Source organism: Enterobacter cloacae complex sp. GF14B, assembly GCF_004136805.1.
Lineage (GTDB): Bacteria > Pseudomonadota > Gammaproteobacteria > Enterobacterales > Enterobacteriaceae > Enterobacter > Enterobacter hormaechei_C.
Window position 1 is genome coordinate 87,604 of record NZ_QFRV01000004.1, and the last position, 24,100, is coordinate 111,703.

Below are 24,100 nucleotides of genomic sequence, written 5' to 3' on the forward strand. Positions count from 1 at the left end.
GTTTGAGGGATTTATGCGCGGCAAGGGGAAATGAAAATAAACAACCTCTTGAAAAACAACAAAAGAGGGTTATTAGTAGAACTTATTATGACTGGCGCCTATTTCAACTTTATTTATATGATTTGCAGATAATCACGTAAAAAAAACGGAGCCGCTGGCTCCGCTCTTTCAAATGAAAGTCAGTGTACTAACCCGGGGAAAATACTTTTTATACCGGTAACGATAAATTCGATGCCCAACGCCATTAACAACAGACCCATGATACGGGTAATCACGTTGATGCCCGTTTGTCCCAGCAAGCGAACCAGCCATGGCGCCATACGAAATACGCCCCAGCAGCACAGCGCGAACAGCGCAATGGCGACGGAAAAGCCAATCAGGTGCATCAGGCTGTGGTAGCGCGTTCCCCAGACAATGGTGGAACTGATCGCCCCCGGGCCCGCCATCAGCGGCAGTGCCAGTGGCACAACCCCAATGCTCTCGCGGATAGCTGTCTCTGATTTTTCCTGTTTGTTCTGTTTATCCTCCCCCAGCTTGCCGCTGATCATCGACATGGCAATCGTCACCACCAGGATCCCGCCTGCTATACGGAACGAATCAATCGAGATGCCGAAGACCTGAAGAATGGCGTCCCCGAGATAAAGAGACGTAAGTAGGATGATCGCCACCGACAGGTTTGCCGTCAGGTTGGTTTTATTTCGTGCCGCAGCCGTCTGATAGCTGGTCATACTGATGAAGACAGGGATGATCCCTACCGGGTTAACCAGAGCAAACAAGCCGATAAAAAACTTGAAATATGTAGGGAAATCAAAGAGCGTTTGAATCACATTAAGCTCCGCAATTGAGCATGTCCAGGGAGAAACTGCGTGTCATGATAAATCCGCGCTGAAGATACGCTTTTTAGCCGCACACTTCACCAGAAATCTGTTCTTAAACGTTATCAATTCATGATGTTAAACATTTGTGTAATCAATGATATTGCCGCTTCCAATAGTTACTTAATTATTTAACAGTAGAATAATTAGTACAAAATAACCCTGCTGAAAGGTATCAGCTTAGGACAAAATTGATCTTGATCATAATTTTCGTACTCAGAAGTGAGTAATCTTGGTTACGCCGCCAGGGAGATCACCTATCAAAAAGGTATGATGCTAAGGTAAGGCTCTTTTAGTAAATTAGTGAGCTGGAGCAGTGAGTAATCCTTTGTTTTACTGTGTGTTACGCAAGTGGGATCGGCTCTGACTATACTGTCAGACGTATCGAGCGCTGGTTTACTAAAAGAGTTTAAACATTATCAGGAGAGCATTATGGCTGTTACCAATATCGCTGAACTGAACGCCCTCGTCGAGCGCGTAAAAAAAGCCCAGCGTGAATATGCCAATTTCACCCAAGAACAGGTTGATAAAATCTTCCGCGCGGCCGCTCTGGCTGCTGCTGATGCTCGAATCCCTCTCGCTAAAATGGCCGTTGCCGAATCCGGCATGGGTATCGTTGAAGATAAAGTGATCAAAAACCACTTTGCTTCAGAGTATATCTACAACGCCTATAAAGATGAGAAAACCTGCGGTGTGCTGTCAGAAGACGATACTTTCGGCACCATCACCATCGCAGAACCGATCGGCATCATTTGCGGTATCGTTCCAACCACTAACCCAACCTCTACCGCCATCTTCAAATCTCTCATCAGTCTGAAGACTCGTAACGCAATCATTTTCTCTCCGCATCCACGTGCGAAGGACGCCACCAACAAAGCAGCAGATATCGTGCTTCAGGCAGCCATTGCTGCGGGTGCGCCAAAAGATCTGATCGGCTGGATCGACCAACCTTCTGTTGAACTGTCCAACGCTCTGATGCATCACCCGGACATTAACCTGATTCTGGCGACCGGTGGTCCTGGTATGGTTAAAGCAGCATACAGCTCCGGTAAACCAGCCATCGGCGTAGGCGCAGGTAATACTCCTGTTGTGATCGACGAAACGGCAGATATCAAGCGTGCAGTTGCTTCTGTGCTGATGTCTAAAACCTTCGATAACGGCGTTATCTGCGCATCTGAACAGTCTGTTGTCGTGGTTGATTCGGTATACGACGCCGTTCGTGAACGTTTCGCCAGCCACGGCGGCTACCTGTTGCAAGGTAAAGAACTGAAAGCCGTTCAGGACGTGATCCTGAAAAATGGCGCGCTGAACGCAGCTATCGTAGGTCAGCCAGCGTATAAAATTGCTGAACTCGCTGGCTTTAGCGTCCCTGCTACCACCAAAATTCTGATTGGTGAAGTGAAAGTCGTTGATGAAAGTGAGCCGTTTGCTCACGAGAAACTCTCCCCAACGCTGGCAATGTACCGTGCGAAAGATTTTGATGACGCGGTAGAAAAAGCAGAGAAACTGGTGGCAATGGGCGGTATCGGCCACACCTCTTGCCTGTACACCGATCAGGATAACCAGCCTGAGCGTGTTGCTTACTTCGGTCAGAAGATGAAGACGGCACGTATCCTGATCAACACCCCTGCTTCTCAGGGTGGTATCGGTGATCTGTACAACTTCAAACTCGCACCTTCCCTGACTCTGGGTTGTGGTTCCTGGGGTGGTAACTCCATCTCTGAAAACGTTGGTCCAAAACACCTGATCAACAAGAAAACCGTTGCTAAGCGAGCTGAAAACATGTTGTGGCACAAACTTCCGAAATCTATCTACTTCCGCCGCGGCTCTCTGCCAATCGCGCTGGATGAAGTGATTACTGATGGCCACAAACGTGCGCTCATCGTGACTGACCGTTTCCTGTTCAACAATGGCTATGCAGACCAGATCACCTCTGTTCTGAAAGCGGCTGGCGTCGAAACTGAAGTCTTCTTTGAAGTTGAAGCTGACCCAACCCTGAGCGTTGTCCGTAAAGGTGCTGAACTGGCGAACTCCTTCAAACCTGATGTGATCATCGCACTGGGTGGCGGTTCCCCAATGGACGCCGCGAAAATTATGTGGGTGATGTACGAGCATCCGGAAACTCACTTCGAAGAACTGGCGCTGCGCTTTATGGATATCCGTAAACGTATCTACAAGTTCCCGAAAATGGGCGTGAAAGCGAAAATGATCGCCGTCACCACTACTTCCGGTACTGGTTCAGAAGTGACTCCATTTGCCGTTGTGACTGATGACGCAACCGGTCAGAAATACCCGCTGGCTGACTACGCACTGACGCCAGATATGGCTATCGTTGACGCCAACCTGGTCATGGAAATGCCGAAATCACTGTGTGCGTTCGGTGGTCTGGATGCGGTAACTCACGCTCTGGAAGCTTACGTTTCCGTACTGGCTTCTGAGTTCTCTGACGGTCAGGCTTTGCAGGCGCTGAAACTTCTGAAAGAAAACCTGCCAGCTTCTTACAACGAAGGTTCGAAAAACCCTGTTGCGCGTGAACGTGTACACAGTGCGGCAACAATCGCGGGCATCGCGTTTGCTAACGCCTTCCTGGGTGTCTGTCACTCTATGGCGCACAAGCTGGGTTCACAGTTCCACATTCCTCACGGTCTGGCGAACGCCCTGTTGATCAGCAACGTTATCCGCTATAACGCCAACGACAACCCAACCAAGCAAACTGCATTCAGCCAGTACGACCGTCCACAGGCGCGCCGTCGTTATGCTGAAATCGCCGATCACCTGGGTCTGAGCGCACCGGGCGACCGTACTGCCGCGAAGATCGAAAAACTGCTGGCATGGCTGGAAAGTCTGAAGGCGGAACTGGGTATTCCTAAATCTATCCGCGAAGCAGGCGTTCAGGAAGCTGACTTCCTCGCTCACGTAGATAAGCTGTCTGAAGATGCATTCGATGACCAGTGTACTGGTGCTAACCCGCGCTACCCACTGATTTCCGAACTGAAACAGATCCTGCTGGATACTTATTACGGTCGTAACTTCACTGAAAGCGATGTCGCAGCCGTAAAAGTTGAAATCCCCGCAGTTGTAAAGGCTGACAAGAAAGCGAAGAAAAACGCTTAGTTGACAGTGTGATAAAAAACCCGCCAGCAGCGGGTTTTTTTATATCTGAGGATCGGTAAAACATTCTTGTTATTTTCGATTGTCGCCCTGTAACGCCGTCAGCGAGCCTACAGCCAGCGCCTCTTTATAATGCTTGCGGCAGACCGAGACATAACGTTCATTGCCTCCTATCACCACCTGCTCGCCATCAGCATAGGGTTTACCCGACTGGTCCAGGCGAAGAACCATACTTGCCTTGCGGCCACAAAAGCAGATTGTTTTCAGCTCAACCAGCTTATCCGACCAGGCGAGCAGATACTGGCTGCCGGCAAATAACTCCCCACGAAAATCGGTACGTAATCCATAGCAAAGAACGGGAATATCCAGCTCATCAACGACCTCTGAAAGCGCATGGACCTGCTCACGGGTCAGGAACTGGCTTTCATCTACCAGCACGCAATGGACAGGCTTAGAGGCATGCTCGACACGAATGTCCTCCAGCAGGTCCGTTTGAGGGTTAAACAGCCTTGCAGGCGATGAAAGCCCTATTCTTGAGCTTACCTTCCCTGCCCCAAAGCGATCGTCGATTTCGGCGGTATAAACAACGGTACGCATCCCCCGCTCCTGATAATTGTATGAGGATTGCAGTAACGCCGTCGATTTCCCTGCATTCATTGCCGAATAGTAGAAATAAAGTTGTGCCATTGGCCGAAGAACCCTAATCAATGTGAAATATTCCCGATGGATCATTGTACCATATTTTGTACCGTCAGCTGCGGCGAGCAGCACACTCCAACCTGCCATGCACCGGTAAATCCTTCGCGAGTAGCGCAAAATAATGCGTTAAAACAGGCAGTAAAGGCATTAAACACTGACAATAAGGTGAGACCGCAACCAGAGATAACACTTCTTTTTATAGTGTCTTCTTCGTTCATTAAAATTCACTATTTATTAACTATTCCTGGCTTCGCTGCGTTTACACGGGGTAATACAAAAGGCTGATATTTATCAACCGCAACTATAATTCCTGAGGTAAAAGTCACAAAACAAACATGCAAATGACGCGCTTTTGCCGTTTGAAACGATATCTCGCAGCCCCAACAAACAATGAAATTTAAGTTAGCGTAATTAATAATAGCGTCGTTTATTTTGTATTTTTTGAATTCCTTACATTCCCACCTATTGCACAAGTGAAATTAAGGCTCTATTATTAGGACAACAAACCCACCCCCATTATAAGTTTGAGATTACTACAATGAGCGAAGCACTTAAAATTCTGAACAACATCCGTACTCTTCGTGCGCAGGCAAGAGAATGTACCCTTGAGACGCTTGAAGAAATGCTCGAAAAATTAGAAGTTGTAGTTAACGAACGTCGTGAAGAAGAAAGCGCAGCTGCGGCTGAAATCGAAGAACGTACACGTAAACTGCAACAGTATCGCGAAATGCTGATTGCCGATGGTATCGATCCAAACGAATTGCTGAACAGCATGGCTGCGGCTAAAACCGGTACCAAAGCAAAACGCGCGGCACGTCCTGCTAAATATAGCTACATCGATGAGAACGGCGAAGAGAAAACCTGGACTGGCCAGGGCCGTACTCCTGCTGTAATCAAGAAAGCAATGGACGAACAAGGTAAACAACTGGATGACTTCCTGATCAAGGATTAATCTGGAAAGATTCTGAAAAATCCCGCTTAATGCGGGATTTTTTATGCCTGTAATATCCGCCCGAACATCTCCTTACATTCTGTCATATTGTGAGGCTCCGTATTTAACGTCCTTGACAATCCCCCGTCATTTACAGAGTGACAGGCATAAAAAAACCGGTGGGCGACGCCACACCGGTCTTGTTCACAGGCTGGTGAGTTTATTACTTAATACCCACGCTACCTTTGAGCCAGGCTTTAAATTCTTCACCCAGGCTGTTATGGCGAATACCATATTCGACGAATGCCTGCATATAACCGAGCTTATTCCCGCAGTCATGGCTCTTACCTTTCATATGGTAGGCTTCCACGGTCTCTTTCTCGATCAGCATATCGATAGCATCCGTCAGCTGGATTTCATCGCCCGCACCCGGAGGCGTTTTCGCCAGCAGCGCCCAAATTTCAGCGCTCAGTACGTAACGACCAACAACAGCAAGGTTAGACGGCGCGACGTCCGCTTTAGGTTTTTCAACAACGCCAACCATCGGTACGCTTTCGCCAGGTTGCAGGTCAACGCCTTTGCAGTCAACCACGCCGTAAGCGGTCACGTCGTCGACTGGCTCAACCATAATCTGGCTGCTGCCGGTTTCGTCGAAGCGTTTAATCATTTCCGCCAGGTTTTCCTGGGAAAGATCGGACTCGTACTCATCAAGGATCACATCAGGCAGAATAACCGCGACCGGCTCATCACCCACTACAGGATGTGCGCACAATACTGCATGCCCCAGGCCCTTCGCCAGGCCCTGACGAACCTGCATAATGGTAACGTGTGGAGGACAAATAGACTGCACTTCCTCCAGCAGCTGGCGCTTAACGCGTTTTTCCAGCATTGCTTCGAGTTCGAAACTGGTATCGAAATGGTTTTCGATAGAGTTTTTAGATGAATGCGTCACCAGCACAATTTCGGTGATACCTGCTGCAATACATTCATTCACGACATACTGGATTAATGGCTTATCAACCAGAGGCAGCATCTCTTTTGGGATTGCCTTCGTCGCTGGCAACATCCTGGTACCCAATCCCGCCACCGGGATAACGGCCTTTCTGACTTTCGAATTAAGGGCAGCCATTGAAATTCTCCTGAACTGTTCAAGTTTTGAACTTTTATGCATTGAATAACGCGTTGAGTATACAGTCTCAGCCACTAATACGGGTCTGAAAAGAACGCGTTGCCGATCAATTAAGACAAATACGCATGAAACTTGCAGCGATAGTAGCACTGCCAGCAAAAACACAGGTAAAGCAATCTGAAAAATAAAATCTGACTGCTTACTCCGTGGACAACATTAAGCGTAACCGCCCTCCGGCACCCCAAATTTGGCACTGCCAGGAGGTGCAGCGATGGCTAATTTGATTAAGGTAAGTATTTCCCAGCGTACCCAACGGCACGCCGTTACTCACCTGAATATGGTGTTCGCCAGTATTCAGTGTGGCATTTAATCCCGCAGACACCAGAATAAGGTTATTCAACCCGCTGTGATAATAGCCAACCAGAAGCGGGAACTGCCCCGGTAAATTGGCCTGGCGAAAAAGTTGGTTGACCTGTTTTAGTAAACTGCCTAGCTCAGGAAGTCGTTGCCCCTGATGGGATAATTGTTCCTGTAGCAATCCATTAAACAGCGCCCGGAGTAATAAGGCCGCCAGAACGCCGTTATCTCCCGCTCGGGTAACATCCAGGCAATAAAAAGCGAGGTCGGAATCCGAGAGCGGCGCAATATCCAGCACCAGTCCAGGCTGGTCAGCCGCTACCAGCTGGCGATAATTTACTCTGCAATGAGAGATATTTTGCTGCACCGGCGGCTGAAGTTCCTGAAGCAGCTTCGCGGCCGCGAGAGGATTACTGACTAAAGCATCCCAGTCCTGGAAAAGACGTTCTTCTTCTTCCACCCGGGAATTAAACATATTGGGATACAGGCAGGCCAACACCGTTTCACGCAGACGGTTCAAATCTTTAACCGGTTTGAGCAGAATATCCTGCACACCTAAACGCAACGCCTTAGCAATATCCGCCATATTTTCGGTGGCCGAGATCACCAGTATCGGTGTCTGATAACCTTCATTACGCAGGTTTTCTACCAGCATTAATCCGTCCATGCGCGGCATCTCAAGATCGCAGATCATCAGATCCGGCGCCATGCTGGCCATTTTTTCCAGTGCCTCGACGCCATCTTCGGCAAGGGACGTGGTTGCACCCAGTGAGGATAACCACGAATCCAGTAGCGATCGGAAAACGGGCTCGTCTTCTACTATCAAAATATGTTTTCCGGCCAATGGCTGTGTCATGGTTCCTCCCCTGGCTGACAGTTACTCAATAGTGGCATGCTATTGGTACTATCGCCTGTCAGATTTTGCTGAAGTAATCAAAAAAGTGCTCAACGTGCTGTACGCACAAAAGGCAACAGTTCATCTATTTTCTTTTCGACGGCTAACGAGCCCGCTGCTATGGCGGCCTCAGCCCGGTGGAAATCAAGGGTAGAGATTTGTGGACAATAGGGTTGAATAAGAATATCCGGAGGATCGCCAGCCATACGGTTTCGCTTCAGGCGATTCTCAAGAATTTGAATAGAGGTCGTCATGATTTCAATGGCGTTCGGTGCGGTCACCGCGCGACGGGCAGCCAGGCGCCCTATTCTGCCGCGTAATCGAGCATGCCAGGCAAGTTTCTCCTCTTCCGTGTCATCGCTCTGAAGATTAACCGGCATCAAATCCTGCTGCATAAGGTGAGCGTCGTGCTGTAAATCCACGGCAATGACGATATCCGCCCCCATGGCGCGCGTCAGAGAGACAGGGACAGGATTCACTACGCCACCGTCAACGAGCCAGTAGCCATTGTGAGGCACAGGCGCCATTAATCCAGGCATACTACAGGATGCACGAACGGCGAGATGAATATCCCCTTCGGTGAGCCATAACTCCCTGCCCGTACTGAGGTTGGTTGCAACGGCCCCGAAAGGCATTTGGCAGTGGCTGAAGTCAGCGAGGGGCATTATCTTGCGAAACTGATTGAAAACGCGTTCGCCGCGCAACAGGCCGCCACGCTGCCAGGAGAGATCCATCAGGCGCAGCACATCCCAGTAACTGAAGGAGCGCACCCAGCTTTCAAGCTCCGGGAGCTTACCGCAGGCGTACGCGGATCCGACCAGCGACCCGATAGAACATCCTGCGACAATATCAACGTCAATCCCCATCTGGTTTAAGGTATTGATAACGCCAATATGTGACCAACCCCGGGCTGCACCTGAGCCCAACGCCAGTCCAATTTTTACCTTTCTCATTAGCCCTGTTTTACTTCCCCTGGATTCCCGACATAGCGTCAACGCACCTGCTCAGTTAACATATTGCTACCTTAAGCGTTTAACGCCTTATTTTTTGTTCCAGGAAGAGAATCGTGTCTCAACTCTGCCCCTGTGGTAGCGCTCTGGAGTATAGCCTATGTTGCCAGCGATATCTTTCTGGCGAGCAGGTTGCACCAGAGCCGTCACACCTTATGCGCTCGCGGTATACTGCTTTTGTGATCAAAAACGCAGACTACCTGATTAAAACCTGGCATCCGTCCTGCCATGCTGCCGATTTTCGCCAAGAGATTGAAGCCGGATTTGCCAACACCGTCTGGCTGGGCCTCACCGTCTTTGAAGCCGCTCCCGGCCGCGATGCCAACGAGGGCTATGTCAGTTTTGTCGCCCGCTTTAGCGAACAAAACAAACCCGGCGCCATCATTGAACGCTCACGGTTCTTAAAGGACAGCGGGCAATGGTATTATATTGACGGCACACGTCCGCAATTCGGTCGTAACGATCCCTGCCCCTGTGGTTCAGGAAAAAAATTTAAAAAGTGTTGCGGCAGTAATGCCTGACAACTCAGACTTCGCAAATACATAAACAGGATTTCCCGGCGATGCAATCATTACAACGTAAAGTTCTGCGCACTATCTGTCCCGATCAAAAAGGGCTGATCGCACGAATTACCAACATTTGCTACAAGCATGAACTGAATATCGTGCAGAACAACGAGTTCGTTGACCACCGTACCGGTCGCTTCTTTATGCGTACCGAACTGGAAGGCATTTTCAACGACACAACCTTGCTTGCCGATCTGGACAGCGCCCTGCCGGAAGGCTCGGTGCGCGAGCTGAACCCGGCGGGCCGTCGCCGTATTGTCATTCTGGTCACCAAAGAGGCGCACTGCCTGGGCGATCTGCTGATGAAAGCCAACTACGGTGGCCTGGACGTCGAAATTGCCGCCGTCATTGGCAACCACGAGACGCTGCGTACACTGGTAGAACGTTTCGACATTCCGTTTGAGCTGGTCAGTCACGAAGGCCATACCCGTGAAGAGCACGACAACCTGATGGCTGCTGCGATTGAAGCGCATAACCCGGACTACGTGGTGCTGGCGAAATATATGCGCGTGCTGACGCCATCCTTCGTGGCGCGCTTCCCGAACAAGATTATCAACATCCACCACTCCTTCCTGCCAGCCTTTATTGGCGCGCGTCCGTATCACCAGGCATACGAGCGTGGGGTGAAGATCATTGGCGCAACCGCGCACTACGTGAATGATAATCTGGATGAAGGCCCAATCATCATGCAGGACGTGATTCACGTGGATCACACCTACACGGCAGAAGATATGATGCGTGCTGGCCGTGACGTTGAGAAGAACGTACTAAGCCGTGCGCTGTATCAGGTACTTGCCCAGCGCGTCTTTGTGTACGGCAACAGAACGATTATTCTTTAATCCCTCGGAAAATGAATTGATTAGCTTTACGCCTTTGCGGATAAAAAGCAGGCAAACAGCTTCATTTTCCTAAAGGAATGCTTTACAGGGGCGTCTCATTTGATATGATGCGCCCCGCTTCCAACAGGAAGCAGGCCAGTTAAAAGCATTACCCCGTGGTGGGGTTCCCGAGCGGCCAAAGGGAGCAGACTGTAAATCTGCCGTCATCGACTTCGAAGGTTCGAATCCTTCCCCCACCACCATCTCCAGCTTTACCTCAAAATATGAATTACCCCTGGTGGGGTTCCCGAGCGGCCAAAGGGAGCAGACTGTAAATCTGCCGTCATCGACTTCGAAGGTTCGAATCCTTCCCCCACCACCATCACTTCCAGATTCTTTAGCACTATCCAAAAGCACAATGCCCCATGGTTCTCCCATGCGGGGACGGATAAGAAGCTTCGACTAAGGTTCGATTCGAGCATAGTGGCCGGGTAAGGCGCAGCCGCCACCCGGCATCCGCACGAAACCCTGGATCGGGGACAAAAAAAACCCCGCATATGCGGGGTTGTATTAATACAGCGAATCAGCGACGGGCACGCACAACCTGATATTTGCGCGTCAGGTACTCCACCGGCGCACTCCAGATGTGCACCAGGCGAGAGAACGGGAACAGCACAAACAGGGTCATACCCAACACCAGGTGAACGCGGAAGATGAACGCCACGCCGTCCAGATGCTCAGAGGCGCCCCCGCGGAAGGTCACGACAGACTGCGCCCATCCCACCAGCTTCATCATCTCGCTGCCGTCCATATGCTGCGCAGAGAATGGAATGGTCAGCAGACCCAGCGCACACTGCACCATCAGCAGGGAGAGGATAAGGATGTCCGCTCCGGTCGTGGTAGCCCGCACGCGTGGGCTGAACAGACGGCGTTTCAGCAGCAACAGACCACCCACCAGGGTCATCACGCCGCAGGCGCCACCGGCGAGCATCGCCATCTTCTGCTTCACGTCAATCGGCAGCCACGCTTCGTACATCCAGTGCGGGGTCAGCATCCCCAGGAAGTGACCGGCGAAAATCCCCAAAATCCCGATGTGGAACAGGTTTGACGCCAGGTTCATCCCTTTACGATCCAGCATCTGGCTGGAGGCAGCACGCCAGGTGTACTGGCCATAGTCATAACGCAGCCAGCTTCCCACCAGGAACACGGTGCCCGCGATATACGGGTAAATGTCAAAGAAGAACATATTCAGGAAGTGCATTAGTGCTGTCCTCCGTTAGAGATATTCAAATATTGCGGAGCCACCGCTCCGGCAAAACGACGCTGATGCGCGGAGATTTCAGATTCGCCACAGCTCTGGTCAGCAAAGAATTTCACCTGCTCTTCTTCCCAGACGGCATCCAGTGCTTGTGGGGTATCGTCCCGGGCTTCATCCGCGATTTTTTCTGCCACTTTTTGACTGTCAACCGAGGCGTTAGCCAGTTTCACCAGCAGATCAAACAGGACTGCATAGCTGCTCTCACGTTGCTGGAGACGCGCGCCGAGCAACGCCAGAATGGGAGCAATGTCCTGCAACCCGCCCAGCGCTTCCTCTTTCGGCAACTGCGCCAGATATTCCAGATACAGCGGCAGGTGATCCGGCAGCTCGCGGCTGTCGAGTTGCAAACCGTGCTGCTCGTACTGGGCCATCAGATCCACCATCGCCTGACCACGGTCGCGGGATTCACCGTGAACGTGTTCGAACAACAGCAGAGACGTGGCACGACCCCGGTCAAACAGCTGGCTGTAGTCCGCCTGCGCATCAAGAAGATCGCGCGCCAGCAGATCGCGGAGGAAAACGCCCAGCTTCTGGGCATCCTCTTTATCCAGGTTTTCAGATGACGCGAGTGCATCAAAGAGTTCCTGTTGATGCTGCACAAGCGCAGCATCAGGGTACTCGAGCAGACGCGAAACAATGACGAGTTCAATCATTGGTGCGGCTCCGTTTTGCTGGTCACATCCATCGCGTCGATGCGGCGGCTGTTGAACAGGTTGAATTTGCTGTCTGACCCGTGGCAACCGTCGCCAAAGGTAAAGCCACACCCACTTTTCTCCGGGAAGGCCTCGCGAGCCAGTTCACGGTGGCTGCTCGGCACCACGAAACGATCTTCGTAGTTAGCGATTGCCAGATAGCGGTACATCTCCTGCGCCTGCGCTTCGGTCAGACCAACCTCTTCCAGCGCGCGGGTATCGTTCACGCCGTCAACGGTTTCCGCACGTTTGAAGTGACGCATCGCCAGCATACGTTTCAGCGCCAGCAGTACCGGCTGGGTATCCCCGGCGGTGAGCAGGTTGGCCAGATACTGAACCGGGATACGCAGGCTTTCCACGTCCGGCAGAATGCCGTTGCTGCCCAGTTCACCCGCATCCGCCGCAGACTGAATCGGAGACAGCGGCGGCACGTACCAGACCATCGGCAGCGTGCGGTATTCCGGGTGCAGCGGCAGGGCCAGCTTCCAGTCCATCGCCATTTTGTACACCGGAGACTGCTGTGCGGCGTCAATCACGCTCTGCGGAATACCGTCTTTCAGCGCCTGCTCAATAACCTTCGGATCGTTTGGATCGAGGAAGACGTCTAGTTGACGCTGATACAGATCTTTCTCGTTCTCGGTGCTTGCGGCATTTTCAATCGCGTCCGCGTCGTACAGCAGCACGCCGAGGTAGCGGATACGACCTACGCAGCTCTCTGAGCAGACGGTCGGCATACCGGCTTCGATACGCGGGTAGCAGAAGATGCACTTCTCAGACTTACCGCTCTTCCAGTTGAAGTAGATTTTTTTGTACGGGCAGCCGGTGATGCACATACGCCAGCCGCGGCACTTGTCCTGGTCGATCAGCACAATGCCATCTTCTTCACGCTTGTAGATGGCGCCGCTTGGGCAGGTCGCCACGCACGCCGGGTTAAGGCAGTGTTCGCACAGGCGCGGCAGGTACATCATGAAGGTGTTTTCGAACTGGCCGTACATCGCCTTCTGCATGTTCTCGAAGTTCTGGTCTTTGGCGCGTTTTTCGAACTCGCCGCCCAGAATCTCTTCCCAGTTTGGACCGCTGGTAATTTTGTCCATGCGCTGGCCGGTGATCAGCGAGCGAGGACGGGCGATCGGCTGGTGTTTGCTTTCCGGCGCGTTGTGCAGGTTCTGATAGTCGTAATCAAACGGCTCGTAGTAATCATCGATGCCCGGCAGATGCGGGTTAGCGAAGATTTTACCCAGCAGCATGGCACGGTTACCCATGCGTGGTTGCAGTTTGCCGTTGATTTTACGGATCCAGCCCCCCTTCCATTTCTCCTGGTTTTCCCAGTCGGTCGGGAAGCCGGTGCCCGGCTTACTTTCCACGTTGTTGAACCAGGCGTACTCCATACCTTCACGGCTGGTCCAGACGTTTTTACAGGTGACTGAGCAGGTATGACAGCCGATGCATTTATCCAGATTCAGCACCATGCCGACTTGTGAACGAATTTTCATTTTACGCTCTCCTGTACCTGGTCATTACCTTCGCCATCTAACCAGTTAATATTCTTCATCTTACGTACCACCACGAACTCATCGCGGTTCGATCCTACGGTGCCGTAGTAGTTAAAGCCGTAGGCCAGCTGGGCATAACCACCGATCATGTGGGTCGGCTTCGGCGTAATACGGGTCACGGAGTTGTGAATACCGCCGCGCTGTTCGGTGATCTCAGACCCCGGCAGGTTAACGATACGTTCCTGCGCGTGGTACATCATGGTCATCCCGGCCGGTACGCGCTGGCTCACCACCGCACGTGCCGTCAGGGCACCGTTGCTGTTGAACACTTCAATCCAGTCGTTATCTTCGATACCCAGATCTTTGGCGTCCGCTTCGCTCATCCAGACGATTGGCCCCCCGCGCGACAGGGTCAGCATCAGCAGGTTGTCGCTATAGGTGGAGTGGATACCCCACTTCTGGTGCGGCGTCAGGAAGTTCAGCGCCTTCTCAGGGTTACCGTTCGATTTCGCACCCATCACCGCTTTCACGGAGCGGGTGTCGATTGGCGGACGGTAAACCAGCAGGCTTTCACCGAAGTCACGCATCCACTGGTGATCCTGATACAGAGACTGACGGCCAGACAGCGTGCGCCATGGGATCAACTCGTGAACGTTGGTGTATCCGGCGTTATAGGACACATGTTCATCTTCGAGGCCAGACCAGGTCGGGCTGGAGATAATCTTGCGCGGCTGGGCCTGAATATCGCGGAAGCGGATTTTCTCTTCCTCTTTATTCTTCGCCAGGTGCGTATGGTCACGACCGGTAAACTCGCTCAGGGCCGCCCAGGCTTTCACCGCCACGTGGCCGTTGGTTTCCGGGGCCAGGGTCAGGATCATTTCCGCCGCATCAATCGCCGTGTTCAGCATCGGCTGGCCTTTCGCCGGGCCGTCCGCTTTGGTGTAATTGAGCTTGCGCAGCAGGTCCATTTCACTCTGGGTGTTCCAGGCGATCCCTTTCCCGCCGTTACCGATTTTTTCCATCAGCGGGCCGATAGAGGTAAAGCGCTCGTACGTTGCCGGGTAATCACGTTCAACCGGAATAATGTGCGGCGCGGTTACGCCTGGGATCAGGTCGCACTCGCCTTTTTTCCAGTCCTTCACGTCCAGCGGTTGCGCCAGTTCGGCAGCGGAGTCGTGCTGGATTGGCAGCGTCACCACGTCGGTCTCTTTGCCCAGGTGCCCTACACAGACTTCGGAGAATTTCTTCGCGATGTCTTTGTAGATTTCCCAGTCGCTTTTTGATTCCCATGCCGGGTCAACGGCCGCAGACAGCGGATGAATAAACGGATGCATATCCGACGTATTCATGTCGTCTTTTTCGTACCAGGTGGCGGTAGGCAGCACGATATCGGAGTACAGGCAGGTACTGGACAGACGGAAGTCCAGCGTTACCACCAGATCCAGCTTGCCGTCCAGACCGTTGTCTTTCCATTCAACTTCTTCTGGCTTCACGCCGCCCTGCTTGCCGAGATCTTTACCCTGAATACCGTTTTCGGTACCGAGCAGGTATTTCAGCATGTATTCATGGCCTTTACCGGACGAACCCAGCAGGTTAGAGCGCCAGATGAACAGGTTACGCGGATGGTTTTTACCGTTCTCCGGCTGTTCTGCCGCGAAGCGGATTGAGCCGTCTTTGAGGGATTTAACGGTGTAGTCAACCGGTGACATGCCCGCTTTCTTCGCCGCTTCCGCAATGCGCAGCGGGTTCGTGCCCAGCTGCGGCGCAGACGGCAGCCAGCCCATACGCTCAGCGCGCACGTTGAAGTCAATCAGGTGGCCGCTGTAGCGGGATTTATCCGCCATCGGCGACAGCAGTTCCTGGGCGGTAACCGTCTCGTAGCGCCACTGGCTGGAGTGGTTATAGAAGTAGGAGGTGCTGTTCATGTGACGGGCCGGACGCTGCCAGTCAAGGGCAAACGCCAGCGGCTGCCAGCCGGTCTGCGGACGCAGTTTTTCCTGGCCCACGTAGTGCGCCCAGCCGCCGCCGCTCTGCCCGACGCAGCCGCAGAAGATCAGCATGTTGATCAGGCCGCGATAGTTCATATCGAGGTGATACCAGTGGTTCAGACCGGCACCGACGATGATCATGGAGCGACCGTGGGTTTTGTCGGCGTTTTCCGCAAATTCACGCGCGATACGGGTGATCTGCGCGCGTGGCACGCCGGTGATCTGCTCCGCCCAGGCCGGGGTATAAGCCTTCACGTCATCATAGCTGGTCGCGCAGTTTTCGTCGTTCAGGCCGCGCTCCAGGCCGTAGTTCGCCATGGTCAGATCGTAGACGGTAGTGACCAGAGCAGTAGAACCGTCCGCCAGTTGCAGGCGCTTAACCGGCAGTTTGTGCATCAGAACGTTTTGCAGCTCAACCTTGTTGAAGTGCTCGGAACCTTCACCACCAAAGTACGGGAAGCCGACATCGGCGATTTCGTCCTGGCTGCCCAGCATGCTAAGGCGAAGTTCTGTCTCTTCACCCGTGGTGCCGTTACGCTGTTCCAGGTTCCATTTGCCTTTTTCGCCCCAGCGGAAGCCGATAGAGCCGTTTGGCGCCACCAGCTCGCCGTTGCTGTTGCAGGCGACCGTTTTCCACTCCGGGTTGTTTTCCTGACCAAGCGCGTCCACCAGATCTGCGGCACGCAGCATACGGCCTGCGGCGTAATAGCCGTCACGCTCTTCGAGCATCACCAGCATTGGCATGTCGGTGTAGCGACGCACGTAATCGGTGAAATACTGGCTTGGCTTGTCGAGGTGGAATTCGCGCAGCATGACGTGGCCCATCGCCAGCGCCATGGCGGCATCGGTACCCTGTTTCGGCGCCAGCCACAGGTCGCACAGCTTGGCGATTTCGGCGTAGTCCGGGGTCACGGCAACGGTTTTGGTCCCTTTGTAACGTACTTCGGTAAAGAAGTGCGCATCCGGGGTACGGGTCTGCGGAACGTTAGAGCCCCAGGCGATGATGTAGCTGGAGTTGTACCAGTCAGCGGACTCCGGCACGTCGGTCTGCTCGCCCCAGGTCTGTGGCGACGCTGGCGGCAGGTCGCAGTACCAGTCGTAGAAGCTCAGGCAGGTTCCGCCGATGAGTGACAGGTAGCGCGCGCCGGAGGCATAAGAGACCATCGACATCGCCGGGATTGGCGAGAAGCCTGCCACACGGTCAGGACCGAAAGTTTTCACGGTGTAGACGTTGGAAGCCGCAATCAGCTCGTTCACCTCTTTCCAGGAAGAGCGAACGAAACCACCGCGACCACGCGCCTGCTTGAAGCTTTTCGCTTTGTCGGCATCTTCAATGATGGAGGCCCAGGCATCAACCGGATCGCTGTGCTGCACTTTCGCTTCACGCCACATTTTCATCAGGCGTTTACGCATCAGCGGGTATTTCAGTCGGTTTGCGCTGTAGAGATACCAGGAGTAGCTGGCCCCACGCGGGCAGCCACGCGGCTCGTGGTTCGGCATATCCGGACGGGTACGCGGATAATCGGTCTGCTGCATTTCCCAGGTCACCAGACCGTTTTTAACGAAAATCTTCCAGCTACATGAGCCAGTGCAGTTTACGCCGTGGGTAGAACGGACAACTTTGTCATGCTGCCAGCGTTGACGGTAACCGTCTTCCCAGTCCCGGTTGGTATCCAGAACCTGGCCGTGCCCATCGGCAAAAGTTTCACCCTTCTGTTTGAAGTAGCGAAACCGGTCCAAAAATTTGCTCATCGGGTATCTCCTGTGTGGAGCCTGTGGCTCTCTAAATCGACATTGCTGATTTGCAGCGAAGGTAACGCTATGAAAGATGGTGAGAATTGATAACGATCAAGACGAAGGGGGACTCTGAGGGGGGGTATTAGATCAAATACCACCAAAGCGGTAGCTGTTAATATTTTTTAACCTTATGATTTATATAGATATATTTTATTTATCGTACAATAAGCGAGGCAAAATTTAACATCTTAGGTATTAAGGGGTAGAAACACCTGTAAAGCGATGGCGATCACAGCGTGACCTGCGGGTGAGCACGGGTAACGCCATTAGTATGTTGTAACTATTCAGCGATTAAAAAAAGCGCGGCACTCAGGCCGCGCAAACGGATAATCAAGCTTACTTGTTTTTCTTGGTATTACGGCCATATACCAGCCAGGTGATGACCACGCAGGCGATATAGAAGACGAGGAATACTTTCATCGCACCCGCCGGAGAGCCGGTCAGATCCAGTGAGATACCGAACGCTTTTGGAATAAAGAAGCCGCCAATCGCGCCTATCGCAGAGATAAACCCAAGCGCCGCAGCGGTATCGGTGGCGGCTTCACGCATTGCCTGCTCGTCGCTCCCACCCTGCGCTTTCACGCGGTCCATGGTCAGCTTGCGGAAGATGACAGAGATCATCTGGAAAGTAGACGCACTGCCCAGCCCGGCGGTCAGGAACAGCACCATGAAGACGCCGAAGAAGGCAAAGAAGTTACCCCCCTCACCACCCGCAGGCAGCGTCAGGAACAGCAGCGCACAGAAGATGGCCATTACAACAAAGTTCACCAGCGTAACGCGCGTCCCGCCCAGACGGTCGGAGATCATCCCGCCCAGCGAACGTGCCAGCGCGCCGATAAACGGACCGAAGAAGGCAAACTGAAGGATCTGCACGTCCGGGAACTGGGTTTTAGACAGCATGGCAAAGCCTGCGGAGAAACCGATGAACGAGCCGAAGGTCGCCAGATACAGCAACGCCATCACCCACAGGTGGCCACGCTTCAGAACCGGCAGCTGCTCGCTCAGTGACGCTTTGGACGCGGACAGATCGTTCATGAAGAACCACGCCGCCAGGGTAAAGACCACCAGGAACGGTACCCAAATCCAGGAGGCGTTTTGCAGGAACAGCACGGAACCGTCGGGCTGCGTCACACCGCCGCCGCCAAAGGCCGCAAAGATGGAGACAGAGATCGCCAGCGGGGCAATCAGCTGCATCACGCTCACGCCCATGTTACCCAGACCGCCGTTGATGCCCAGCGCGCCACCCTGCTTCGCTTTCGGGAAGAAGAAGCTGATGTTTGCCATACTGGACGCAAAGTTCGCCCCCGCAAAACCGCACAGCAGAGAGATAATCACGAACACGCTAAACGGTGTGGAGGTATCCTGCACCGCAAAACCGAGCCACACGCACGGTATGATCATGATCCCGGTACTGAAAGCCGTCCAGCGACGACCACCAAAGACCGGCACCATAAACGCATAAGGAACGCGCAGCAGTGCGCCTGAAAGCGACGGCAACGCGGTCAACATAAACAGCTGGTCGGTGGTAAAGGTAAAGCCCACTTTTGGCAGGTTAACCGCAACCGCACTGAACAACATCCAGACGCAAAACGCCAGTAACAGACATGGAACGGAAATCCACAGATTACGACTTGCTACACGGTGGCCGCGCTGTTGCCAGAACGCCGGATCCTCTGGACGCCAGTCTGTAATAACGGCACCAGTTTCCCTTTCGGGAGCGGAAGAGTGACTCATAGACACCTCTGATTCTCGAATGATGCTGCAAACATTAGGGCTTTAGAGCGGCGGTAAGTTGATATAAATCAAAGGAAAAGTGGGAGGTTTTGCGGCAAAAAAAAAGCCATCACTCTTAATGAGTAGATGCAAAACGTAAAAAAGGTGTGGTTTTTCACGGTGCTGAGGCATCCCTGCTTCGTCCACCCACTAACCGTTACCCCTCTGGCAATTTAGAGGTAATCCTTTATTGGTATGGGTATACTCCAGGGTATGCACCAGAATAGCGCCATTCCTGCAATCAGGTCACGTCAGGAGCCCGGCAACTCTATGTTAAAAAGATGTTTATCTCCGCTGACGCTGGTTAACCAGCTGGCGCTTATTGTTCTGCTGTCCACCGCTATCGGTGTGACCGGCATGGCTATTTCTGGCTGGCTGGTACAGGGTGTACAGGGTAACGCGCATGCCATCAACGAGGCAGGCTCACTACGTATGCAGAGTTACCGGCTACTGGCGTCGGTGCCGCTGACGCAGGCTGACCAACCGCTTATCGACGAAATGGAGCGTACCGCATTCAGCCCTGAACTGGAAAGAGCCGCCATCCGTGACGGTCAGCAATCTCAGCTTAAGGCGCTTCAGGGCTACTGGCATACCCAGCTGGAGCCCGGCTTAAAGCGGGCGGAAGACCGGGAAACGGTCGCCCAGGATGTCGCCGGGTTTGTGTCACGCATCGATCATCTTGTCTCCTCATTCGATCGCACCACAGAGTTACGCATTGACCGTGTGGTGATGGTTCACCGCGCAATGGCGCTGTTTATGGGTTTGCTGCTGATTTTCACGGTTATCTGGCTGCGCGCGCGGTTGCTTAACCCCTGGAAACAGCTCCTGGCGATGGCCCGCGCCGTCACACAGCGCGATTTTACCCAGCGCACGCACATCAGCGGGCGCAACGAAATGGCGATGCTCGGCGAGGCGCTCAACACCATGTCGGCAGAGCTATCAGAAAGCTACGCGGTACTGGAACAACGCGTCCAGGAGAAAACCGCCGGGCTTGAGCAGAAAAACGAGATCCTCTCTTTCCTCTGGCAGGCGAACCGTCGCCTGCATATGCAGGTCCCGCTTTGCGAACGTCTCTCGCCAGTACTGAACGGCCTGCAAAACCTGACTCTGCTCCGCGATCTTGAGCTTCGGGTTTACGACGTTGAAGATGAGGAAAACCATCAGGAATTTACCTGTCAGTCGGACATCTCCTGCGACGATAAAGGGTGTCATCTGTGCCCGCGCGGCTTGCCGCCGCTTACCACCAGCGGCACGACCCTCAAGTGGCGGCTGATGGACAGCCATACCCAGTACGGTATTTTGCTGGCCACCCTGCCCGCCGGACGTCACCTGAGCCACGACCAGCAGCAGCTGGTCGATACGCTTGTTGAGCAGCTCACGGCCACGCTGGCGCTCGACCGCCACCAGGAGAAACAGCAGCAGCTGATCGTGATGGAGGAGCGTGCCACCATCGCCCGCGAGCTGCACGACTCCATCGCCCAGTCCCTCTCCTGCATGAAGATGCAGGTGAGCTGCCTGCAAATGCAGGACGAAGGCATGCCCGAGAGCAGCAAACAGCTGCTCAGCCAGATCCGCAACGAGCTTAACACCTCGTGGGTTCAGCTTCGCGAGCTGCTGACCACCTTCCGTTTGCAGCTCACCGAGCCGGGGCTGCGCCCTGCGCTGGAGTCCAGCTGTCAGGAGTTTAGTGCCCGGCTGGGCTTCCCGGTGAAGCTGGATTACCAGCTGCCACCGCGTTTTGTCCCCTCTCACCAGGCGATCCATTTGCTGCAAATTGCCCGTGAAGCCCTGAGCAACGTGCTCAAGCATGCCGAGGCGACGGCCGTTACGGTCACCGTCAGCTGCCAGGATAATCAGGTGAAGCTCAGGGTTCAGGATAACGGCCGCGGCGTGCCGGAAAATGCCGAACGAACGAACCATTATGGTTTAATTATCATGCGAGACCGCGCGCAAAGCCTGCGCGGTGATTGCCAGGTTCGCCGGGGAGAGTCAGGTGGCACCGAAGTAGTGGTCACCTTTATACCCGAAAAGCCCCTCATAACTGCTCAAGGAGAAAACCATGACTAATCAGGAACCGGCATCTATCCTGTTGATTGACGATCATCCGATGCTGCGCACTGGCGTTAAACAGCTTGTCAGCATGGCGCCAGATATCACCGTCGTCGGGGAAGCCAGCAACGGCGAACAGGGTATTGAACTTGCCGAATCGCTCGATCCTGATTTGATCTTGCTCGATCTCAACATGCCGGGCATGAATGGCCTGGAAACCCTCGACAAGCTGCGGGAGAAATCCCTCTCTGGCCGGGTGGTGGTCTTCAGCGTCTCAAACCATGAAGAAGACGTGGTCACCGCCCTCAAGCGAGGGGCAGACGGCTATCTGCTGAAAGATATGGAGCCGGAAGATCTGCTCAAGGCGCTGCAACAGGCTGCCGCAGGCGAGATGGTGCTGAGTGAAGCGTTAACGCCGGTACTGGCCGCCAGCCTGCGTGCGAACCGCGCCACGTCTGACCGCGACGTCAGCCAGTTGACCCCGCGCGAGCGTGACATTCTGAAGCTGATTGCCCAGGGGCTGCCGAACAAAATGATCGCCCGCCGTCTGGACATCACCGAGAGCACGGTCAAAGTGCATGTCAAACACATGCTGAAAAAAATGAAGTTAAAATCCCGCGTCGAAGCCGCCGTCTGGGTGCATCAGGAGCGCATTTTTTAACTTACTCATCCGGCAGCAACTTCCACCGTGGATCGTCGGCAGGCATTGCGACGAGCGGTTGCACCACGGAAAGCGTGATCTCATTGGAGGAGACACGCTGCCCATCCTTATCTTCCACCACGGCCGTTAGCCGCCATGCGTTTTTCGCCCCTTCTGAATCATCCCATGCAGGCATGATCACACTCCAGCCATCGCTGCTGTTGCCGTTTGCCGGTGAGGTCAGGCTGAGCGCCTGGGTATCACCCAGCCAGTGGATCTGCCGGATACCGTGCTTGCTGCGAATTTGCAGCTTCAGCATCACGGTTTCGCCTGGCTTAAGATCCCACGGCGGCGTGGCCAGATATACCGAGAGGGTTTTGCGCTGACGGAATTCCATCACGGGCAGATTATCGCGCTCAGGTGAATCATAGCGGCTGCCCCGCAGCGAGCGCGTCGCCGCCACTTCTCCGGCGGAAAGCTGTTTCGCCAGCGGCACGCCAAAACGATAGTTGAGCTTCAGCCCGAGGTTATTCTGGCTAACGCCGCTCTCCCCCTGCTTATGGGCAGCCGTCAGGGTGACCAGCGGTACGGGGGTATAGTTCAGCCCCAGATTGACCGCAACCGGGTTGTGATACCCCGTACCGCTGTTAAACAGATCGACGTTATCGCCAAAATACTGTTCAAAGCTGACGCTGGTGTTCAGGTGATGAAACCAGGGAAGCCAGGCTTTGGCCGTTACGTCGTACCCGCGCGCCATGCGCTGCTCGCGGATGTCGGAACGCGGCTGCCAGCCAGCGAACGGCTGGTAGTAATTGGCCGACAGGCGCAGGTTTTCACCCCACGCCTCTGCGCCCAGCCCGGCACGTTGCAGGTTGTCTTCCAGCAGGTTGTCGTAAAAGGTGTTGTAGCCCAGCAGCCAGTTTCCGGCAACCCAGCGCTGCCCGATCCCGACATTGCTCACCAGCCCATCTGTCTGCTGCGTCAGGCCAAGCTGGCTCCAGCTCAGATAACGGGTGTTGTCGTTCCAGGGGATAAACCAGCTACCGCTGCTGCCGTTAAAGTTGCCGTCGTCATCCACCAGTACATTGACGTTGGCGTTTCCCCAGGGTGAAAGCCAGGATTCAATCTGCTCGTTGACTTCCCCGCTGACGGCATCCCGCACTTTGCCAAACGCGAACTGTCGCGCCTGCTGCCCGGCCGTCAGGCCGTTATCGGTCATACTGGCTTCACCGAAGGCCTTTGCCATTTCAGCCAGATGCTTTTCGCCTTCGGTGGTCGGTTGCGCCATACCGAGATCCGGCAGGCTATCGCCGTTATTATCAAACGGATTCTGCGCCTGCTGCACGAAGGATTTCGGCGCACCGTGAAGGGCTCCAGCCGTAAAAAGGGGGAGTAACAGCAAAAAACGGATGCGGGACGATACAGCCTTCAACGTCGTCAATCAGAACCTGTGTTTATGAACAAACACTTATTATGTTAACGCCATAAGCCCTGAAAACCAGTCTTAACAGAAATTTCAGGAATATCCTGAAAAGATTTGTCGGGTGGCGGCTTCGCCTTACCCGACCTACAAATTCGTACCGGTGCGAAGCCGCCAACCGACGCCCTTGCACTATTATCCCAACAGCGCTTTCAGCTCCGGCACGCAGGAGCCGCAGTTCGTGCCGCAGCGCAGCTTCACGCCCAGCGCTGCGGCAGAATCACAGCCTCCGGCTATCGCCTTACGTATCGCATTTTCACCCACGCTGAAGCAGCTACAGATAATTCGCCCGGGATCGGCATCTTCGCCCGGCCGTTGTCCGTGCAGCAGCGCATGGCGTTCAGCGAGTTGTACGGGTGCAGCAGCAAAGGCTTCTTCAATAAACGCATGCGCCAGCGCCGGCAGCGTATGGCCCTCCCAGTAGCCCAGCATCAGCTCGCCGTGATGCCAGGCGAGCACGCTGCTGCGTTCTCCCGTCT

18 protein-coding genes and 2 tRNA genes are annotated in these 24,100 nt (G+C 53.8%); 8 read left to right on the top strand and 12 right to left on the bottom strand.

Annotated features, from left to right (window positions below; translation table 11 throughout):
- Positions 1-179 precede the first annotated feature (179 nt).
- Positions 180-827, bottom strand: coding sequence for a YchE family NAAT transporter (locus DD606_RS02605; RefSeq protein ID WP_017384236.1), 648 nt, complete (start codon positions 825-827; stop codon positions 180-182).
- A 480-nt stretch (positions 828-1,307) separates the two neighbouring features.
- Between DD606_RS02605 and adhE the strand changes: the two genes are divergently transcribed.
- A complete protein-coding gene (gene adhE, locus DD606_RS02610; RefSeq protein WP_003856730.1) occupies positions 1,308-3,989 on the top strand; it encodes a bifunctional acetaldehyde-CoA/alcohol dehydrogenase in 2,682 nt (893 codons plus the stop codon).
- A gap of 69 nt (positions 3,990-4,058) precedes the next feature.
- Here the strand turns inward: adhE and tdk are convergent, their stop codons facing one another.
- Positions 4,059-4,673, bottom strand: a complete 615-nt coding sequence (gene tdk, locus DD606_RS02615; RefSeq protein ID WP_032610234.1) for a thymidine kinase — start codon at positions 4,671-4,673, stop codon at positions 4,059-4,061.
- Positions 4,674-5,223: 550 nt separating this feature from the next.
- Between tdk and hns the strand changes: the two genes are divergently transcribed.
- Positions 5,224-5,637: a histone-like nucleoid-structuring protein H-NS gene (gene hns, locus DD606_RS02620; RefSeq protein ID WP_003856724.1), complete on the top strand. Its 414-nt coding sequence runs from the start codon at positions 5,224-5,226 to the stop codon at positions 5,635-5,637.
- A 202-nt stretch (positions 5,638-5,839) separates the two neighbouring features.
- On the opposite strand, the gene galU is transcribed toward hns, so the two are convergent.
- The 3 genes from galU to rssA form a co-directional block, all read right to left on the bottom strand.
- Positions 5,840-6,745, bottom strand: a complete 906-nt coding sequence (gene galU, locus DD606_RS02625) for a UTP--glucose-1-phosphate uridylyltransferase GalU (RefSeq protein ID WP_003856723.1) — start codon at positions 6,743-6,745, stop codon at positions 5,840-5,842.
- Between the two features lie 199 nt (positions 6,746-6,944).
- Positions 6,945-7,958 carry a two-component system response regulator RssB gene (gene rssB, locus DD606_RS02630; protein WP_003856721.1) on the bottom strand — a complete coding sequence of 338 codons (1,014 nt, stop codon included), beginning with the start codon at positions 7,956-7,958 and terminating at the stop codon, positions 6,945-6,947.
- Between the two features lie 89 nt (positions 7,959-8,047).
- A complete protein-coding gene (gene rssA / locus DD606_RS02635; protein ID WP_045333132.1) occupies positions 8,048-8,950 on the bottom strand; it encodes a patatin-like phospholipase RssA in 903 nt (300 codons plus the stop codon).
- A 113-nt stretch (positions 8,951-9,063) separates the two neighbouring features.
- Here rssA and DD606_RS02640 point away from each other — a divergent pair, with 113 nt between their 5' ends.
- From DD606_RS02640 to DD606_RS02655, 4 genes are all read left to right on the top strand, one after another.
- Complete coding sequence (locus DD606_RS02640; RefSeq protein ID WP_026094296.1) at positions 9,064-9,528, top strand: YchJ family protein; 465 nt, start codon at positions 9,064-9,066, stop codon at positions 9,526-9,528.
- A gap of 41 nt (positions 9,529-9,569) precedes the next feature.
- Complete coding sequence (gene purU / locus DD606_RS02645; protein WP_003856715.1) at positions 9,570-10,412, top strand: formyltetrahydrofolate deformylase; 843 nt, start codon at positions 9,570-9,572, stop codon at positions 10,410-10,412.
- Between the two features lie 157 nt (positions 10,413-10,569).
- A tRNA-Tyr gene (locus DD606_RS02650) sits at positions 10,570-10,654 on the top strand.
- A 34-nt stretch (positions 10,655-10,688) separates the two neighbouring features.
- Positions 10,689-10,773: transfer RNA gene (locus tag DD606_RS02655), tRNA-Tyr, on the top strand.
- Between the two features lie 201 nt (positions 10,774-10,974).
- Here the strand turns inward: DD606_RS02655 and narI are convergent.
- The 5 genes from narI to DD606_RS02680 all read right to left on the bottom strand — a co-directional run bounded on the left by narI (position 10,975) and on the right by DD606_RS02680 (position 19,413).
- On the bottom strand, positions 10,975-11,652 hold the full coding sequence (narI, locus tag DD606_RS02660; RefSeq protein WP_003856712.1) for a respiratory nitrate reductase subunit gamma: 678 nt from the start codon (positions 11,650-11,652) through the stop codon (positions 10,975-10,977).
- Entirely contained in the window at positions 11,652-12,362 is a 711-nt protein-coding gene (narJ, locus tag DD606_RS02665; protein WP_022651366.1) for a nitrate reductase molybdenum cofactor assembly chaperone, read from the bottom strand. Before narJ ends, narI begins: the two co-directional genes overlap by 1 nt.
- Entirely contained in the window at positions 12,359-13,894 is a 1,536-nt protein-coding gene (gene narH, locus DD606_RS02670) for a nitrate reductase subunit beta (protein WP_017384243.1), read from the bottom strand. The genes narJ and narH overlap by 4 nt, the downstream gene beginning before the upstream one ends.
- Positions 13,891-17,634, bottom strand: a complete 3,744-nt coding sequence (locus DD606_RS02675; protein WP_003856706.1) for a nitrate reductase subunit alpha — start codon at positions 17,632-17,634, stop codon at positions 13,891-13,893. The genes narH and DD606_RS02675 overlap by 4 nt, the downstream gene beginning before the upstream one ends.
- Before the next feature lie 381 nt (positions 17,635-18,015).
- Positions 18,016-19,413, bottom strand: a complete 1,398-nt coding sequence (locus DD606_RS02680) for a NarK family nitrate/nitrite MFS transporter (protein WP_003856705.1) — start codon at positions 19,411-19,413, stop codon at positions 18,016-18,018.
- A gap of 309 nt (positions 19,414-19,722) precedes the next feature.
- On the opposite strand from DD606_RS02680, the gene narX reads away from it, so the two are divergent.
- Together narX and narL are read left to right on the top strand one after the other, a co-directional pair.
- Positions 19,723-21,519 (top strand): nitrate/nitrite two-component system sensor histidine kinase NarX, encoded by a 1,797-nt coding sequence (gene narX / locus DD606_RS02685; protein WP_003856703.1) that lies wholly within the window; start codon positions 19,723-19,725, stop codon positions 21,517-21,519.
- On the top strand, positions 21,512-22,162 hold the full coding sequence (gene narL / locus DD606_RS02690; protein WP_003856701.1) for a two-component system response regulator NarL: 651 nt from the start codon (positions 21,512-21,514) through the stop codon (positions 22,160-22,162). Before narX ends, narL begins: the two co-directional genes overlap by 8 nt.
- A gap of 1 nt (position 22,163) precedes the next feature.
- Here narL and DD606_RS02695 read toward each other — a convergent pair whose 3' ends face one another.
- Both DD606_RS02695 and DD606_RS02700 read right to left on the bottom strand, forming a co-directional pair.
- A complete protein-coding gene (locus DD606_RS02695; protein ID WP_058648255.1) occupies positions 22,164-23,582 on the bottom strand; it encodes a YchO/YchP family invasin in 1,419 nt (472 codons plus the stop codon).
- A gap of 174 nt (positions 23,583-23,756) precedes the next feature.
- Positions 23,757-24,100 (bottom strand): bacterioferritin-associated ferredoxin (locus DD606_RS02700; protein ID WP_176691431.1); only part of this gene is annotated, 344 nt, incomplete at its 5' end.

Bases quoted from the DNA above. Each gene is read 5' to 3' on its own strand.
- narI (WP_003856712.1), bottom strand. From the start codon at position 11,652: ATGCACTTCCTGAATATGTTCTTCTTTGACATTTACCCGTATATCGCG.
- purU (WP_003856715.1), top strand. From the start codon at position 9,570: ATGCAATCATTACAACGTAAAGTTCTGCGCACTATCTGTCCCGATCAA.
- DD606_RS02675 (WP_003856706.1), bottom strand. From the start codon at position 17,634: ATGAGCAAATTTTTGGACCGGTTTCGCTACTTCAAACAGAAGGGTGAA.
- narX (WP_003856703.1), top strand. From the start codon at position 19,723: ATGTTAAAAAGATGTTTATCTCCGCTGACGCTGGTTAACCAGCTGGCG.
- hns (WP_003856724.1), top strand. From the start codon at position 5,224: ATGAGCGAAGCACTTAAAATTCTGAACAACATCCGTACTCTTCGTGCG.
- rssA (WP_045333132.1), bottom strand. From the start codon at position 8,950: ATGAGAAAGGTAAAAATTGGACTGGCGTTGGGCTCAGGTGCAGCCCGG.
- narL (WP_003856701.1), top strand. From the start codon at position 21,512: ATGACTAATCAGGAACCGGCATCTATCCTGTTGATTGACGATCATCCG.
- narJ (WP_022651366.1), bottom strand. From the start codon at position 12,362: ATGATTGAACTCGTCATTGTTTCGCGTCTGCTCGAGTACCCTGATGCT.
- adhE (WP_003856730.1), top strand. From the start codon at position 1,308: ATGGCTGTTACCAATATCGCTGAACTGAACGCCCTCGTCGAGCGCGTA.
- galU (WP_003856723.1), bottom strand. From the start codon at position 6,745: ATGGCTGCCCTTAATTCGAAAGTCAGAAAGGCCGTTATCCCGGTGGCG.
- DD606_RS02680 (WP_003856705.1), bottom strand. From the start codon at position 19,413: ATGAGTCACTCTTCCGCTCCCGAAAGGGAAACTGGTGCCGTTATTACA.
- tdk (WP_032610234.1), bottom strand. From the start codon at position 4,673: ATGGCACAACTTTATTTCTACTATTCGGCAATGAATGCAGGGAAATCG.
- rssB (WP_003856721.1), bottom strand. From the start codon at position 7,958: ATGACACAGCCATTGGCCGGAAAACATATTTTGATAGTAGAAGACGAG.
- narH (WP_017384243.1), bottom strand. From the start codon at position 13,894: ATGAAAATTCGTTCACAAGTCGGCATGGTGCTGAATCTGGATAAATGC.